This window comes from Micromonospora humida (assembly GCF_016901255.1).
GTDB classification, from domain to species: Bacteria; Actinomycetota; Actinomycetes; order Mycobacteriales; family Micromonosporaceae; genus Micromonospora; species Micromonospora wenchangensis.
Map to the genome: position 1 here is coordinate 98,934 of NZ_JAFEUC010000015.1, position 17,053 is coordinate 115,986.

General features: G+C 75.0%; 12 protein-coding genes. 1 reads left to right on the forward strand and 11 read right to left on the reverse strand.

Going from position 1 to position 17,053, the window contains the following annotated elements:
- Positions 1–2: 2 nt before the first annotated feature.
- From alaS to JQX11_RS26245, 6 genes are all read right to left on the reverse strand, one after another.
- Entirely contained in the window at positions 3–2,681 is a 2,679-nt protein-coding gene (gene alaS, locus JQX11_RS26220) for an alanine--tRNA ligase (RefSeq protein ID WP_204927607.1), read from the reverse strand.
- Positions 2,678–2,983: a hypothetical protein gene (locus JQX11_RS26225; protein ID WP_204927608.1), complete on the reverse strand. Its 306-nt coding sequence runs from the start codon at positions 2,981–2,983 to the stop codon at positions 2,678–2,680. The genes alaS and JQX11_RS26225 overlap by 4 nt, the downstream gene beginning before the upstream one ends.
- Before the next feature lie 33 nt (positions 2,984–3,016).
- Entirely contained in the window at positions 3,017–3,478 is a 462-nt protein-coding gene (locus JQX11_RS26230; protein ID WP_088647310.1) for a DUF948 domain-containing protein, read from the reverse strand.
- Between the two features lie 147 nt (positions 3,479–3,625).
- Positions 3,626–4,225: a hypothetical protein gene (locus tag JQX11_RS26235; protein WP_372444640.1), complete on the reverse strand. Its 600-nt coding sequence runs from the start codon at positions 4,223–4,225 to the stop codon at positions 3,626–3,628.
- Positions 4,226–7,410: 3,185 nt separating this feature from the next.
- A complete protein-coding gene (locus tag JQX11_RS26240) occupies positions 7,411–8,910 on the reverse strand; it encodes a replication-associated recombination protein A (protein ID WP_204927609.1) in 1,500 nt (499 codons plus the stop codon).
- A 75-nt stretch (positions 8,911–8,985) separates the two neighbouring features.
- A complete protein-coding gene (locus JQX11_RS26245; RefSeq protein ID WP_067307861.1) occupies positions 8,986–9,198 on the reverse strand; it encodes a hypothetical protein in 213 nt (70 codons plus the stop codon).
- Between the two features lie 129 nt (positions 9,199–9,327).
- Here JQX11_RS26245 and JQX11_RS26250 point away from each other — a divergent pair, with 129 nt between their 5' ends.
- Positions 9,328–10,071 carry a GNAT family N-acetyltransferase gene (locus JQX11_RS26250; RefSeq protein WP_204927610.1) on the forward strand — a complete coding sequence of 248 codons (744 nt, stop codon included), beginning with the start codon at positions 9,328–9,330 and terminating at the stop codon, positions 10,069–10,071.
- Here the strand turns inward: JQX11_RS26250 and JQX11_RS26255 are convergent.
- From JQX11_RS26255 to JQX11_RS26275, 5 genes are all read right to left on the reverse strand, one after another.
- Positions 10,042–11,436, reverse strand: coding sequence for an MFS transporter (locus JQX11_RS26255; RefSeq protein ID WP_204927611.1), 1,395 nt, complete (start codon positions 11,434–11,436; stop codon positions 10,042–10,044). The genes JQX11_RS26250 and JQX11_RS26255 overlap by 30 nt on opposite strands.
- Positions 11,433–12,038 carry a helix-turn-helix domain-containing protein gene (locus JQX11_RS26260; RefSeq protein ID WP_204927612.1) on the reverse strand — a complete coding sequence of 202 codons (606 nt, stop codon included), beginning with the start codon at positions 12,036–12,038 and terminating at the stop codon, positions 11,433–11,435. The genes JQX11_RS26255 and JQX11_RS26260 overlap by 4 nt, the downstream gene beginning before the upstream one ends.
- Positions 12,039–12,241: 203 nt before the next feature.
- Entirely contained in the window at positions 12,242–13,054 is an 813-nt protein-coding gene (locus JQX11_RS26265; RefSeq protein ID WP_204927613.1) for an SDR family oxidoreductase, read from the reverse strand.
- Positions 13,055–13,169: 115 nt separating this feature from the next.
- A complete protein-coding gene (aspS, locus tag JQX11_RS26270) occupies positions 13,170–14,975 on the reverse strand; it encodes an aspartate--tRNA ligase (RefSeq protein ID WP_204927614.1) in 1,806 nt (601 codons plus the stop codon).
- A gap of 193 nt (positions 14,976–15,168) precedes the next feature.
- Positions 15,169–16,221, reverse strand: a complete 1,053-nt coding sequence (locus JQX11_RS26275; RefSeq protein WP_204927615.1) for a S1 family peptidase — start codon at positions 16,219–16,221, stop codon at positions 15,169–15,171.
- Between the last annotated feature and the right edge of the window lie 832 nt (positions 16,222–17,053).

Below are 17,053 nucleotides of genomic sequence, written 5' to 3' on the forward strand. Positions count from 1 at the left end.
CGTCACGCGTCGGCGATCGTCTTCTCGACCGTGAGCAGCAGGTTCGACGCCTCGGCGGCGGGCAGGCCACCGCCCTGCGCCACGTCCGGGCTGCCTCCGCCACGCCCGGAGAAGGCCGCCTTGACCAGGTCGTTCGCCGCCAGGCCACGCCCACGGGCCGCCGCGTTCACGGCCACCACCAGGGAGGCCTTGCCGTTCGATCGGGCCGCCACCGCCACCACGGCCGGCCGCGCCGGATCGATCTTGCCGCGGATCTCCTGGGCCAGGGTCCGCACGTCGTTGCCGGCCGCGCCCTCCGGCGCCTCGGTGCCGACGTACGCCACCCCCCGGACGTCCTTCGCCTGCCCGGCCAGCGCCGCCGCCCCGCCCAGCACCAGCTGGGCGCGGAGCTTCTCCAGCTCCTTCTCGGCGTCACGCAGCTGGGTGACGGTCTGCTCCACCCGGTCGGCGACCTGCTCACCGGGCACCCGGAACAGCTCCGCCAGCCGGGACACCAGCAGGTGCTCACGGGCCAGGAAGCCGAACGCGTCCATCCCGACCAGCGCCTCGATCCGGCGCACCCCGGAACCCACCGACGCCTCGGAGAGGATCTTCACCAGGCCGAGCTGGGCCGACCGGGCCACGTGGGTGCCGCCGCACAGCTCCCGGGCGTAGTCGCCGACCTCGACGACCCGGACCCGCTCGCCGTACTTCTCGCCGAACAGCGCCATCGCGCCGATCCGCCGCGCCTCCTGCTGGGTGGTGATGAAGGCGTTGACCTCCAGATCCGCCAGCAGCACCTCGTTGACCTGCTGCTCCACGTCGTGCAGCACGCTCGGCGACACCCCCGTCGGGGTGTTGAAGTCGAACCGCAGCCGGCCCGGCGCGTTCAACGAACCCGCCTGGGTCGCCGACTCACCGAGGAAGTTGCGCATCGTCTGGTGCACCAGGTGGGTCGCCGTGTGCGACCGGGAGATCGCCCGGCGGCGGGTCACGTCGATCTCGGCGTAACCGGTCTCGCCGGCCCGCACCTCGCCCCGGACCACCTTCGCCCGGTGCACGATCAGCCCCGGCACCGGCTGCTGCACGTCGAAGACCTCGACCTGACCGGCGCCGACCGTGATCAGCCCCTGGTCGGGCTGCTGACCGCCGCCCTCGGCATAGAACGGGGTGGTGTCGAGCACCAGCTCGACCGTCTCCCCCTCGACCGCCGCGCCCACCGTCGCGCCACCGCGCAGCAGCGCCCGCACCCGGGACTCCCGCTGCAACTCGGTGTAGCCGGTGAACTCCACCTCACCGCCGTCGTCGCGCACCGACCGGTACGCCGACACGTCGGTGTGCCCGGTCTTACGGGCCTGCGCGTCGGCCTTGGCCCGGCTGCGCTGGTCGGCCATCAGCCGACGGAAGCCCTCCGCGTCGACCTGCAGGCCCTGCTCGGCCGCGATCTCCAGGGTCAGGTCGATCGGGAAGCCGTACGTGTCGTGCAGCTGGAACGCCTTCTCCCCGGACAGGGCCGGCTTCCCCGCCGACCGGGTCTGGGCGATCGCCGTGTCCAGGATCGTCGTGCCCGCCCGCAGCGTCGACAGGAACGCGTCCTCCTCGGCGTAGGCGTACTGGGAGATCCGGTCGAACTCCTCCGAAAGCTCCGGGTACGACGGGGACATGCAGTCCCGGGCCACCGGCAGCAGCTCCGGCAACGCCCGCTCCTGCCAGCCCAGCAACCGCACCGCCCGGATCGCCCGCCGCATGATCCGGCGCAGCACGTAGCCACGCCCCTCGTTGCTCGGGGTCACCCCGTCGCCGATCAGCATCAGCGCGGTGCGCACGTGGTCGGCGACCACCCGCAGCCGTACGTCGTCCGGGTGCGACTCGCTCGCCACGTGCCCGGAGTGCGCGCCGTACCGCTTGCCGGTCAGCTCCGCCGCCCGGTCCAGGATCGGCCGCACCTCGTCGATCTCGTAGAGGTTGTCCACGCCCTGCAGGATCGAGGCCATCCGCTCCAGGCCCATGCCGGTGTCGATGTTCTGCGCCGGCAGGTCGCCCAGGATCGGGAAGTCCTCCTTCCCGCTGCCCGGACCCCGCTCGTACTGCATGAAGACCAGGTTCCAGAACTCCATGTAGCGGTCCTCGTCGACCGCCGGGCCACCCTCGCGGCCGTACTCCGGACCCCGGTCGTAGAACAGCTCCGAGCACGGGCCGCACGGGCCGGGAATGCCCATCGACCAGAAGTTGTCCGCCTTGCCCCGGCGCACGATCCGCTCGGCCGGCACCCCCACCGACCGCCAGATCTCGAACGCCTCGTCGTCGTCGAGGTAGACCGTCGGCCAGACCCGCTCGCCGTCCAGCCCGTACCCGCCCTCGGCGACCGGCTTGGTGACCAGGTCCCAGGCCAACGGGATCGCCCCGGCCTTGAAGTAGTCACCGAAGGAGAAGTTGCCGTTCATCTGGAAGAACGTGCCGTGCCGGCTGGTCTTGCCGACCTCGTCGATGTCCGGCGTGCGCAGGCACTTCTGCACGCTCACCGCCCGCCGGTACGCCGGGGTCTGCTGCCCCAGGAAGTACGGGACGAACTGCACCATGCCGGCGTTGACGAACAGCAGGTTCGGATCGCTGATGGCGGGCAGCGGAGCGGACGGCACCACGGTGTGCCCGTTCGCCTCGAAGTGGGCGAGGTACCGCCGCTTGATCTCCGCCGTCTTCATCGCTGGGGTTCCTCCGGAAAGATCTCTCGGTCACCGATACGCGGGTCTTCCCGCAGCTCGGCGAACTGGTCGTCGAACGCCTCACCCCGGGCGAACGCCTCGTGGATCTCCTGCTCGCGCTCGGCCATCCCGATCCGTACGTCCTCCACGAAGTTACGCAGCGACTCGACCAGACCGCCAGCGGATTCGGACAGCCCACTGGCGATGCCCGCCGGGGTGTACGCCTGGGCCGTCCGGGTGGCCTTACGGACCACCACCACGCCCACGGCCAGCCCGATACCGAGCCAGAAAAGTCGCCTCATGTCCCTATCCTCCTGTGCGCCGCCGGCCCGGGGTCAGCGGTTGCCGCGCCGGGCGGCCCGACGCTGCTGCTTGATGGTGTCGCGCACCTCACGCTCGGTCTCCGCGGTCCGCCGCGCCGACGCGGCCCGGCGGACGCCGTACCCGAAGGCCGCCACCTTCACCAGCGGGTTCGCCGCGGCGGCCGAGACGACGGTGGCCAGGTTCGCCACGTTGGCGGTGACGTTCTGCGCGTGGCTGGTCATCGTGTCGACCTTGGCGAGCTGGAGGTTCACCCCGTCGAGGGAGGTCTGCACCTGCTCCAGGGCGACGTTGACGTTCTTCACCGTGGTGTTCACGTCCCCCAGCAGCGGAGCGGTCTGCTCGTTGAGGTCGTTGATCATCCGGGTCGTCGCGTCCACGGTGTGCCGCAGCCGCAGGATCGGCACCGCCAGCACGAGCACCAGCATCAGGAACGCGCCGGCCGCGATCAGCGCAGCGATCTGTCCACCATCCACGCAAGTCCTCCTCAAGCAGGGTTCCGGGGCCCGACGCCCCGGAACACGCGACCCGGATCCCCGCCGTCGCGGCGTGACCCGCACGGGGCCATCGGGAGCAGGCGGGCCTGCCAGCCCCAGACCCTACCGTCCGTGATGGAAACCGGCTCAGGATGGTGAGCGTGTCAGATCGCCGAGCGGATCATCGGTAATCGTCGGGAACGGGTCCTCACCGGTCAGTGACGGGTCGGTGCTCGGCTGTGGCCGGGTCCGCTCGTCGTCGATCGCGTTACGGACCTTCACCGAGACCAACGAACCGGTGCACTCCCCCGCTGCGGGGGGGACCGGGGTGGCCGGCGGCACCGCCGGGTCACCGCTCGCCTGTGGTGCCGCGCAGGTCGGCTCCCGCACCCACAGGTCGAGGGTCAACTCGTCGCGCCGCCAGCAGGTGTAGCTGCCCTTGGCCGGCTGCTCCGGGCAGCGGGTGACCTCCCAGCGCCGCCAGCCCTCCGTCCGCAGCGCCTGCTCGTAGACCCGGGCGGTCTCCTCCGGCGCCCGGTCGGACTCCACGGTGCGCTCCCGCAACCGGCAGTCCTGCAGACACCAGCGGCTGCCGCTGACGTTGTCCACCGTCTTCGCCGTCGCCCAGCCGGGCACACCCAACTCGTCGAGGGTGTCGAAGACCGGATCCCGGCTCAACGTCCGCATCCCGAAATAGAGCGGGAGCGCCCCGAGGAGCACCACGCTGACCAGCACCAGGACTCCCAGCCGCAGCCGACGCCGTTCCCCCGACCGGCGTCGCGGCTCGGTGCCGGTCGGCGCGTCGGGGTCGACGTCGGACGCGTCGCCCCCGGTGGCGGGGCGCAACGGCCCGCCGGACGGACCGTCGGAATCGGACCGGGCCTCCTGCGGGGAGGTCACCCGGGCCACACCCGGCCCGTCGACCCGGCCGGCGGTGGGTGGCACGGCGGCGGAACCCGCCGCCTCCGCCCGGTCGGCGGGACGCACCGGCGGAGCCGCCCGGCCGACGGACTCCTCCGGCCGTACGCCCGGCGCGGTGGCCCGGGCCACCGCCGCCGCCGCGACGACCCCGCCCGCACCGGCGGGCCGGGGGGCGGCATCGGCGGCAGGTCCGGGCCGTCGGCCCCCCTCCGGTCCCGCCACACGACGCGGGTCGTCGGCGGGTACGGGTGGACGCGCGGTGCCGGTGGCGGGGCCGCCCGGACGCACGGTGCCGGCGGCCGGACCGGCCGGACCGGCCGGACCGTCCACACGCGCGGTACCGGCGGCCGGACGTGCCACGCCGGTGACCGGGCGCGCGGCACCGGCGGCCGGGCCGTCCGGACGGGCCACCCCGGTGGCCGGACGGGCGGTGCCGGTGGCTGGGGTGTCCGGGCGGGCGGTGCCGCGCGACGGGGCACCGGGGCGCGGGGCCCGGGGATCGGGCTCGCCGAGCCGCGGGCCGCCCGGGCCCGGGACATCGGGGCGGGGGCCGCCACCGGGGGGCCCGGCTGGGCGGGGGGCGTTCGGGACCGGAACGCCGACCCGGGGAGCGCCGGAGGTGGGTGCCGCGGCGGCCGCGTCCGGACCGGTGGCACCGGTCGGGCGGGCCACCGGTGGGGACGCCGCCGCACGCGGGCCGTCGGCGACCGGCGCGACGCCGGGCACCGGCACGGCCGCGGTGGCACCGGTCCGGGGCCCACCGGACGGGGTGCCCCGGCCCCCGGGGAGGCCGGGGCCGTCAGGACCGCCGGGGCCATGGGCACGCAGGCCACCCGGCACCGGCGCGCTGCCGGGTACCGGAGACGGGCCACCGGCCCGGTGATCCCCGGGCACCGCCCCGGCGGCACCGGGACGCTGTCCCCGGGTCGGCTCCGGTGACGGACCGGAACCGGAGTGGGTACCCCGGGCGGGACGGTCGGGCCCCTGCGGCCCGGGGCCGGTCGGCCGGCCGGGAGCCCCCTCGGGCGGGTTCGGCCGGTCCGTCGCCCGGGTCGGGCCGGGCTGATCGGGCCAGGACGGCCCGACGGGGACGCCTGTCGTCTCCGGGCCACCCCGACGGGTCGGGGAGGCCGGGGTGGCCGCCGCCGACGGGTCCGGCCGGCCGGGCGGCGGGGTCGACCGGTTCAGCACCCGCAGGGCGGGGTCGGTGTGCGAGGTGCGCCCGGCCTGGCGCAGCCAGTCGGCCGGGCGCTCCGGACGGTCGCCCCGGGGCCGGTCGCCCGGCGCCGGCGGGACCGTCGGCTGGCCGGCCGTCCCGCCCTCGTCGGATCGGCTCCGCCGGCCCGGTACCTCGTCGGCGTCCGGACGGGCCCGGGAACCGGGGGCGTCGGTGCCGACCGGGTGCCGCCATCCGCCCGACGGCTCCTCGTCGTCGGGGCGGGCCCGGCGACCCACGGGTGCGTCGCCCGCGGGCTCGGGGCGGTGGACGGCCGGCCCGTCGTCGGGGCGGGCCCGCCGGCCGGGCGGTGCGGCGACGTCGGTGGGCGGGCGGCGACGCCCGTTGTCGTCCCGGGCGGCCGAACCGGGTCGACCCGGAACGGAGGGGGCGGCGGGCGCGCCCGGCGCGGCCTCGGGCAGCGATGGCGCGTTGCCGCTCAGCGGCACCAGCGGCTGGTCCGGCTCGGCCGCGCGACGGCGGCCACCCCGCTCGCCGGCCGGCCGGTCCGCGGGCTCCCGGCCCGCGCCGGTCGCCGCGTCAGCGGGCCGGCCCGGGGTACCGGGTGCGGTCGCCTCGGGACGCGGGCCCACCGGTGCCACGGCGGCGGCTCGTGGGCCACCGGCCGACGGGTCCGGCAGCAGTCCGGCACCGGTCGGGGTACCCGCCCCGGCCCGGGGGGCACCGCCCGGGTCGACGCCGACGGGGGCGGAACCCGGGCCGGGCCTGGCCGGCTCGACCGGTGCCGCCCGGCGGCCTCTCGGCCGGTCATCCGGCACCGTCCGGCGGTTGCGCAGGGACGGCTCGGCGGGGGTCGCGACGCCGGAGGCCGTACCGCCGGGGCCGGCCCAGCCGACCGGAGGTGCCTGAACCCGCGGAGGTGTCTGACCCGACGGGGGTGCCTGACCGACCGGGGGTGCCTGACCCGACGGGGAGGCCTGACCGACCGGGGGCGTCGCCCGGCCGGGCCCGGTGCCGGGGACCGACGCACGGCCCGGGGCCGGGACGGCGGCCCGGACCGGGTCGGTGCCACCGGTGGTGGAGTCCGGGCGGGACGCCTCCTCGGGCCGCTGCGGGCCCGGCCGGCCGGGCGGTGCCGGGTCCGGCCACGGCCCCGCACCCGGGCGTGGACGCTGTTCGGGGGTCGCGGGCCAGCCCGGCCCACGGACCGGCGGGGCAGCCGGGCCGGCGGGGTGCTGCGGCGGCCCGTCGGAGTGGGCGACCGACCGTCCGGGCCGGACCGGACCGCCACCGGCCGGCACCGGACCCGGCCGGGTCATCCCGGCCGGTGGCGGCTCGGCCGGGCCTGCGGGCTGCGGCGGGCGGGCGACACCGGGGGCCGTCGGCTCCCGGCGCGGACCCGGTTGACCGGGGAACGGGGCTGCCGGGGGCCCGGACTGCGGCCGGGCGCCCGGCGGTGCCGGCTCCGGTCCGGTCCCGGCAGGCGTCGGGTGCGGTCGGCGATCCGGCTGCGCGGGGCGGGCAGCGGCGGAGTCGGGGCGGTGCACCGGCTGACCGACGCGCGGCGCGACCGGCCCGGACTGCGGCGCGACCGCCCCCCGGCCGACGGGCGGCGCGGCCGGGGGGCGCACGGGCGGAACCGGGCCGCCCTCCGGGCCGAGTTCGGTGCGCTGCTGTTTCGCCGTACGCAGGTCGTCGATCCAGCCGAAATCCTCGCCGACCGGCTCGGGCGGGGTCTCGTCGCCGCCCCGCCCACGACCCCACCGACGTCCCTTGGCGCGAGGTTCACGCCGCTCGTCGGGACCGTCCTGCGGTTGCTCCCCACCTCGCGATGTCACTGCCGAACCTCCCCGGCGGCGTCGCCGCCGTCCTCGTCCGCCCCACCGGCGTGCCCCGTGCCCGACGGATGCCGGCCGTTGACCACCGGCACCGGACCGTCGGGGCGCGTCGCCGGGGCGGACAGCCCCCGGACGATCCGGCGCAGCAGGGGCAGCCGGGCGGCCACCGACCGCTCGGCCCCGTGCCCGCTGGGCCGGTAGTAGTCGGTCCCGACGAGGTCGTCGGGAGCGTACTGCTGGGTGACCACCCCGCGCTGGTCGTCGTGCGGGTAGCGGTAGCCCGTGCCGTGCCCGAGCCCCCGGGCGCCGGCGTAGTGCGCGTCGCGCAGCCCACGCGGCACCGCGCCGCCCCGGCCGGCCCGCACGTCGGCCATCGCCGCACCGAGGGCCGTGGTGGCCGAGTTGGACTTCGGCGCGGTCGCCAGGTGGATCACCGCCTGGGCCAGGTTGAGCTGGGCCTCGGGCAGGCCGACGTACTCCACCGCGTGCGCGGCGGCGGTCGCCACGCTCAGCGCCGACGGGTCGGCCATGCCGACGTCCTCGCTGGCGAAGATGACCATACGGCGGGCGACGAACCGGGCGTCCTCCCCGGCGACCAACATCCGGGCCAGCCAGTGCAGCGCGGCGTCGACGTCCGAGCCGCGCATGCTCTTGATGAAGGCGCTGGTCACGTCGTAGTGCGCGTCGCCGTCGCGGTCGTAGCGCACGGCCGCCACGTCCACCGCCTGCTCGGTGGTGGCCAGGTCGATCCGGTCGACGCCGAGCGCGGTCGCCGAGGCCGCCGCCGCCTCCAGCGCGGTCAGCGCCTTGCGAACGTCGCCGCCGGCGAGGCGTACGAGGTGGTCCTCGGCGTCGGTGGCCAGGGTGAGCGTGCCGGCGAGGCCGCGCGGGTCGGTCACGGCACGGCGCAGCAGCGCGCGCACGGCGTCGTCGTCGAGCGGCTGGAGGGTGAGCAGCACGCACCGGGACAGCAGCGGCGAGATGACGGAGAAGTACGGGTTCTCGGTGGTCGCCGCGAGCAGGGTGACCGTGCGGTCCTCGACGGCGGCGAGCAGCGAATCCTGCTGGGTCTTGCTGAACCGGTGCACCTCGTCGATGAAGAGCACGGTCTGCGGGCCGCCGGAGCGGCGCTGGCGGCGGGCGGTCTCGATGACGGCCCGGACGTCCTTGACCCCGGCGGTCAGCGCCGACATGGCCACGAACCGGCGGTCGGTGGCCCGGGCCACCAGGTGGGCGATGGTGGTCTTGCCGCTGCCCGGCGGGCCCCAGAGGATGACCGACAGCGCCGCGCCACCGCCGACGAGCTGCCGTAGCGGGGCCCCGGGGGCGAGGAGGTGTTCCTGGCCGACCAGCTCGTCGATGCTCGCGGGTCGCATCCGCACCGGCAGCGGGGCGTCCTGCCCGACGGAGGCGAAGTCGTCGACGCCGACGGAGCCCGCGGGGGCGCTGGGCGCCGCGGCGGGTGCACCGAGGGAGAAGAGGGCGTCGGAATCCATCAGGAAGACAGTACCGGGCGCGGCCCACGACGCCGGAATCGCGCCGTGGGCCGCGCCCGTTCTGATCTGTTGCGGTCAGCCGCGGCCCGGCCGACGGCCCCGGTACCACCGGCCGCCGCCACCGCCGCGCGGGCCGCTGCCGACGCCGGCCAGGTAGAGCGAGAGCAGCAGCAGGCCGATCAGGACCAGGGTGTTCCAGTTGAACAGGTCGGGGGCGCCGAAGTTGGTGTTGAGCAGGTCCAGCAGGAGCGCGAAGCCGAACACGACGGCCGCGAGGATGGCGAGCATGGTTATGTCCTCCGGTAGGGGGTCCCAGTAGGTCGGCCCCGATGTACCCAATCGGTCGACTCGTCAATCTCCATCGTGGAGATCGGCGTCGCCGGGGCGTCCCGCCCGGCCGGGTTCTAGGCTGCTTGCATGATCGACACCGACCGGGAACTCGCCGGCCGGGCGGCCGTCCTCGCCGCCACCGACCACCACCCGTTCGTCCGGCACGCGGTGCGGCTCGACGACGCGCCCCGCGCCTGGGCCCGCGACGGCGCGGTGGCCTGGCTGCTCCCGGCGGCGGGGACCGACCGGGCCGGCGGCGTCCTCGGCCCGGTCGACGCGGCGGTGGGGCTGGTCGCGGCGCTGGTCGCCGACGGGGCTGTGCGCCCGGGGCAGTACCTGCAGCTTCCCCGGGCCGACCGGAGGCTGCTGGTCGACCGGTTCGCGGCGACCCGGGTCGACGACTGGGATTTCCTCTGGACCACCGCCGCCCCACCCCGGCAACCCGGGCAGGATCGGGTGGTCCGCCTCGGTCGGACGGACCACCCGGCGCTGGCGGCGCTGATCGACGACGCCTTCCCCACCTCCTCGTCGCGCCCGCAGGACCCGACGGTCACCGACTGGTACGGCATCTGGGAGGCCGACCGCCTGGTCGCCTGCGGCGCGGACCGCAGTCGCGGCGACATCGGCTTCCTCGCCGGGCTCACCGTGGCCCGCGACCGGCGGGGACGGGGGCTGGGCGCGGCGCTGACCGCCGGGATGACCCGGGCCCTGCTCGCCCGGTACGACCACGTCGCGCTCGGCGTCTACGCCGACAACCTGGCCGCGCTGCGGCTCTACCGTCGGCTCGGCTTCACCGGCACGCTACGGCGCAGCTCGGTGTGGCTCGGCTGAGGCCGCCGCGCCGACCGGCTGGACGCCCCCGGCTGCGGGCCCGGCCGGTTCAGGCCCGGCCGGTTCGGCCCCGGGTCCGGTTCCGGCCGGACCGGTCGCCGGTCCGGTTCCATCGGGCGTGGCCGGGGTGGCCCGGCGGCCGGCCCACCAGGCGGGCAGGTAGAGCGGGGCGGCCACCGCCAGCGCGATCGCGCCGACCACCATCGCCGGGCCGACCCCGGAACGGTCGGCCAGGGCGGTGAGCAGCACCGCGCCGAGGGCGAACCCCGGTTGCCCCATCATCGAGTTCAGCGAAATGACGCTGGTCCGGTAGGGCCCGTCGACCTGCCGGTGCAGCAGCCCCAGGTGCAGCGGATTGGATGCGCCGTGCACGGCGTAGCAGGCCAGGTAGGCGACCAGCACCCCGGCGGGCCCGGCGAGCAGCCCCATGCCGAGCACGGTGACGCCCTGCAGGATCCGCAGCAGCCCGGCGGCGGGGGCGGCGCCGAGCCAGCGCAGCAGCAGCGGGGTGGCCGCCGCGCCGGCCGCCGAGACCAGCCAGGCGGCCGAGTTCGCCGGGCCGAGCATGGCCGCCGCCCGCTCGGGGTCGCCGACCACGTCGGCGAGCCGGACCGGCAGCAGCGACTCGAAGGTGACCATGCCGAAGCCCCAGAACAGCTCCACCGACACCAGGGCCAGCAGCACCCGGGAGCGGCGTAGCAGGCCGACGGCCTGCCCGACCATCCGGGGCGCCGCCACGACCGAGGCACGCAGCGCGCCGGCGCCCCGGGCGGGGCCGGTCTCGACCAGCAGGATCAGCAGGACGACCAGGGCGACGGCCTGCAGGGCGGCGGCGACCAGCACCGGGACGGTCAGGGCGCTCACCGGACCGACCGGTCCGAGCGCGATGAGGCCGCCGCTGAGCAGAGCGCCACCGGCGATGGTCACGCCCGCGACGGTGCCGGCGAAGCCGAGGCCGGGCTCGTAGTCGGCGTCGCGGTCGGCGGCCAGGGTGGACTCGACGTACCAGGAGTCGAGCGGGCCGCTGTCGAGTGCCCGGTAGACCCCCTGCAGGGCCCAGACCAGGAAGAACAGGGCGAACGAGTCCGCCACCGCGAACAGCCCGAGCGACAGCAGGCTCACCGCCCAGGCGGTGACCAGGACCACCCGGCTGCCGAGCGCGTCGGCCAGGCCACCGGTGGGCAGTTCCAGCGCCAGCACGACCAGGCCCTGGGCGGTGGAGACCAGGCCGATCTGGGACAGCGTCAGGCCGCGTTCCTGCATCAGCAGGATCATCACCGGGATGGTCAGGCCGGTGGGCAGCCACCGCAGGCCGTAGAGGGTCAGGTAGCGCAACCGGACCTGGCGTACGGTGAGCGCGTTCATCGGGGCCCCTCCAGCAGCGGGTAGGCGGCCAGGAACACCTGCACCGGGCGGGCCTGCGGGTCGACGGGCGCGTGTTCCGCCTCGCGGCGGTACCGCTCCAGCACCTGCCACACCTCCGCCGTGAGCGCCTCGAGCCGGTCCGGTGCGACGGTCAGGAAGATGTCGCTCATGCCGATCGCGTCCCGCCACGCGGGGGTCGCCTCGTGCTGGGTGGCGAACCAGCGTTCGGCGTGCTCGACGAGCAGGCGTACCTGGTCGCCCTGGATCCACTCGATCGCGGCCCGCGCGTCGGGGTCGTCGTCGAAGTCGGTCGGTTCCCAGTTGGTGATCTCATGGGCCGCCTGCCACCAGCGCTGCCGGCCGGTCCCCCGGTCAGGGTCCTCGGTGACCAGCCCGACCTCGGCGAGCTGCCGCAGGTGGTAGCTGGTGGCGCCGGTGTTGGTGCCGAGCAGTTCCGCCAGGGTGGTGGCGGTGGCGGGCCCCTGAACCCGCAGTGCGCCGAGCAGCCGCATCCGCAGCGGGTGCGCCAGCACCCGCACCTGCCGCTTGTCGATCCGCACCTCGCGCGGCGCGGGTCGGGGGGTGGGTCCGTCGTTCGCCATGACCGCACAATACCTGTGCACAGTTTCTATGCACAAGAGTTGTGCATAGAAACTGTGCGACAGTTATGGCGGACCGGTCGGACTCCGCCGCACGGTCGGTGCGGCAGTGGGCGGGGGCGGGCAGAACAGAGGGCCAGGCGGGCCGTTGGGCCCGATGGGGCGGAGGGCAAGGCGGGGCGGAGGGTCAGGCGGGGCGGGCGGGGTCAGCCGGCGAGGAGTTCGGTGACGCCGCGCAGCCGGGTCCGGAGCAGACCGGCCGCGCGGGAGGAGTCCAGGCGTACCTGTGTCGGGCGGACCAATCCCGACGACCGCCCGGTGGCGGTCGTCATCCCACCCGGGTCGAGCCCGTCGCGCCGGGCGACCAGCAACCCCAGTTCCGCCCGGCTGACCGCGTCGGGGCCGGCGACGTTGAGCGGCCCGGCGTACGACGACGTGGCCAGCTCCAGCACGGCGCCGGCCAGGTCGGTCACGTCGATCGGGCAGCGCAGCTCGTCGGTGAACAGGACGGCCCGCCCGGCGAGCGCCTCCCGGCAGAGCCGGATCTGCTTGCTACCCTCCCCGACGATCAGCGAGGTACGCACCAGCGCGGCGGACGGGTCGATCGCCCGGACCGCGGTCTCCGCCGCCGCCTTCGCCGCACCGTAGACGTGGATCGGGCTGGGCGGCTCGTCGTCGCCATAGGGTTCGGGACGTCCACCGTGCAGCGCGTCGCTGGACAGGTGCACCAGCCGCGCCCCCACCTCGGCCGCCGCGTACGCGACGTGCGCCGCCCCGTCGGCGGTGACCGTCCAGTCGTCGGCACGGTACGCGGTCCCGACGACGACGTCCGGGCGTACCTCGGCCACAAGCCGGCGCACCGCGTCCCGATCGGTCACGTCCAGCCGACGTGTCCCGACGCCCGGCACGGCGACCCGGCCGCAGTGGCAGGTTCCCACCACCGACCACCCGGCAGCGGCCCCCCGCCGGCACACCTCACCCCCGAGAAACCCGCTTCCGCCCACCACGAGCATCCGCATCCCACCACTCCCCCGTCACGATCAAGAGGTTTGCGTCACCTCGGAGAGCGATGATGACGCAAACCTCTTGATCAACGATGCCGGGTGGGCCGGACCGGGCTCCGGGTGGGGGGGGTCAGACCGGGTCGGCAACCGGGGCGGCCGGGCCGGCGGTGCCGGTGGACGCGGTGGCGGCCGGCTTGGGCTTGGCGTCGATGCCGGCCTCGGCGCGCTGCTGCCCGGTGATCGGGGTCGGGGCGCCGGTCAGCGGGTCGAAGCCGCCCCGGGTCTTCGGGAAGGCGATCACCTCGCGGATCGAGTCGGCCCCGGCCAGCAGCATGCAGACCCGGTCCCAGCCGAACGCGATGCCGCCGTGCGGCGGGGCGCCGTACTTGAACGCCTCCAGCAGGAAGCCGAACTTGTCCTGCGCCTCGGCGGGGGTGATGCCGAGCAGGTCGAAGACCCGCTGCTGCACGTCGCCCCGGTGGATACGGATCGAGCCGCCGCCGATCTCGTTGCCGTTGCAGACGATGTCATACGCGTACGCCAGCGCCCGGTCCGGGGACTCCTCGAACCGGTCGACCCAGTCGGCGTTCGGCGAGGTGAACGGGTGGTGCACGGCCGTCCAGCCACCGTCGTCGGTGCGCTCGAACATCGGCGCGTCGACCACCCAGCAGAACGCCCAGGCGCTCTCGTCGACCAGCTTGGCCCGCTTGGCGATCTCGATCCGGGCCGCGCCGAGCAGTTCCTGCGCCTCCCGGGTGTTCGTGCCGGCGGCGAAGAAGACCGCGTCGCCCGGCTTGGCCCCGACCGCGTCGGCCAGGCCGCCCAGGTGCTCGGCGGAGAGGTTCTTGGCCACCGGCCCGCGTGCCTCGCCGGTCTCGGCGTCCAGCACCACGTACGCCAGGCCACGCGCGCCGCGCGCCTTGGCCCAGTCCTGCCAGCCGTCGAGTTCCTTGCGGGTCTGCGCCGCCCCGCCCGGCATCACCACCGCGCCGACGTAGCCGCCCGCGTCGATCGCCGCGGCGAAGACCCGGAAGGCGGTGCCGCGCAGGTAGTCGGTCAGCTCGGTCAGCTCCAGGCCGTAACGCAGGTCGGGCTTGTCGGAGCCGTACCGGGCCATCGCGTCGTGCCAGGTGATCCGGGGGATCGGCCGGGGGATCTCGTGCCCGGCCAGGTCCTTCCAGAGCGCCCCGACGATCGCCTCGCCGAGGTCGATCACGTCGTCCTCGGTGACGAAGGACATCTCGATGTCGAGCTGGGTGAACTCCGGCTGCCGGTCGGCCCGGAAGTCCTCGTCGCGGTAGCAGCGGGCGATCTGGTAGTACCGCTCCATGCCGCCGACCATCAGGAGCTGCTTGAACAGCTGCGGCGACTGCGGCAGCGCGTACCAGCTGCCGGGCTGGAGCCGGACCGGGACCAGGAAGTCGCGGGCGCCCTCGGGGGTGGACCGGGTCAGCGTCGGGGTCTCGATCTCCAGGAAGTCCCGCTCGTGCAGCACGGTGCGGGCGAGCTGGTTGGCCCGCGAGCGCAGCCGCATCGCGTTGGCCGGGCCACTGCGGCGCAGGTCCAGGTAGCGGTAGCGCAGCCGGATGTCGTCGCCGGCCTCGACCTGGTCGTCCACCGGCAGCGGCAGCGGCGCGGCCTCGGAGAGCACCTCCAGCGCGCTGGCGGTCACCTCGATCTCGCCGGTGGGTAGCTCCGGGTTCTCGTTGCCCTCGGGGCGGCGGGTCACCTCGCCGGCGACCTTGACACAGAACTCGTTGCGCAGCGCGTGCGCGTCCTCCTCGCGGAACACCACCTGGACCACGCCGGAGCCGTCGCGCAGGTCGACGAAGATGACACCGCCGTGGTCACGCCGGCGGGCGACCCACCCGGCGAGCGTCACCGTGGTGCCGGCGTCCGTCGCGCGCAGGCTGCCGGCGTCATGGGTACGGATCACGACTTGCGTCTCCTCATCTGCGGTACGGCTGTTCCCCCGCATTGTGTCAGCCGCCCGGTCCGCCCGGTTGCGGGGTGAGCAAGGCCGGCCCGCCCACCGGACGCGCGGAACGGGCCGCCGGTGTTCCCGACGGCCCGTTCGCGCAAGGTGGATCAGAGGATCCGCTGGTGCATCGGACGATGCGGCAGATCGGTCAGATGATGCTGACGCCGTAGACGCTCAGCGGCTCGGTGACCGGCTGGAAGTAGGTGGTGCCACCGCGGGTGCAGTTGCCGCTGCCGCCGGAGGTGAGGCCGACCGCGCTGCTGCCGCTGAACAGCGAACCGCCGCTGTCGCCCGGCTCGGCGCAGACGTTGGTCCGGATCAGGCCGGAGACCGATCCCTCGGCGTAGTTCACCGTGGCGTTGGTGGCGGTCACCGAGCCGCTCTTGAGGCCGGTGGTGCTGCCGGAGCGCTGCACGCTCTGGCCGACGTACGCGTTGGCGGCACCGGTGACGTCCCGGAAGCTGCCGTTGTAGAGGGACACGTTGCCGGTCGCGTTGGCGGCGTTGCTGTGCCGGACGATGCCGTAGTCGTTGCCCGGGAAGCTGGTGCCGGTACGGGTACCGAGCACGCTGGTCTGGCCGGAGTTCGAGTACCAGGTCGAGCCGATGTTGGTGCAGTGCCCGGCGGTCAGGAAGAAGGTCTGACCGGCGCTGTTGCGGACGTTGAAGCCGAGCGAGCAGCGACCGCCGCCGGTGTAGATCGCCTGGCCACCGGAGATCTTGGTGCTGAGCACGCCGGCCTCGGCCTCGACCCGGACGGTGCCACCGGTGCGCGCGGCGGCGGCCTTGACCCGCTCCAGCTTGGCGCCGGTGACGGTGCTGTCGACCGACACGACGACCTGGTTGGTGGCGGTGTCGGTCCACCACGCGGTGCCGGGGATCTTGGCCGACCGCTCCAGCTCGGCGGTGGCGGAGCGGAGCTGGGCCGCGCCCCGGGTGACCAGCTTCGGGACGGCACCGGCGGCGCGGACCTGCTTGGCGGCGGCGGTGTCGGTGACGGTGACGACCATCTTGCCGGTGGCGTCGGCGTAGGTGCCGGCGGCGCGGTCACCGAGACGCTCGGCCAGGCTGGCGGCGGCGTCGGGGGATGCGGGCGAGGCGGGGGCCGCCTGGGCGGGGGCACCCATGAGCGCGCCGGTGACCAGGGTTCCGGCCATGGCGACGGCGGCGGCGTGTCGGAGTGAGGACCTCGTGGGTCGCATGCAACAACCTCCGGAAGGGGGTGACGGGCGGCGTCATGAAGACACACCCGGGGACAACCGGCCGACCTGGGGAAACCGGCCGAGTGACTGAAGTATTCACATATTTAAGATCGTAATCAAGACATGCGTTTGCCCGGATTCACCCCACCAGCGGTTATGACGGTCAGGCAACATCGTGGACACATCCATGTCAGACCCTCCGCCGACCCGCCCCCACCCCCACGAACGGCCGGGGCCCAAGCAGCCACCGCCGACGGCCCGCCGCACCCGGTCCCGCAGGCACCGCAGCCGATCCCGTCGACACACCGACCGACCTCCGCACCGTCCGGGACCCGGTGGACACCGGGGCGGTCCGGTTACGGCCGGGACGGCACGCCACGACCGGGCCGCCGACCAGGACGTCCCGTGCCGGCAGGCCCGATGGCGGCGGAGAACGGCAGCACTCGACACCCGTCACCGAAAGTGATCATCAGTCGACCCCGCCACCCGACGGTCCACCCCTTTGCTCTGCTGCCCCCACCGCGACAGCTACACCAGGTAGCTACGCATGAGAAGACCAGCGAACCGCACGCTGCAAGGAAGGGCAGTTCAGGCCGGTGTCGCTTCGAGAGCAGCAGAGCAAAGCGCGGAAGGGCAGGAACACGAGGGAGGCGGCTTAGTGACGGAGCGTCACACCCGTCGATCCATCACCGAAAGTCACCGACTCCGAGGGACGGACGGGGCATCGGGGTGACGCACGACGTCGACACAACCCCGGGCGACGCGCCGGGACCGGAAGAACCGTCCCCACCCGCGGCACACCGACGCGCCCGCCGCACGGCACACCCGACGC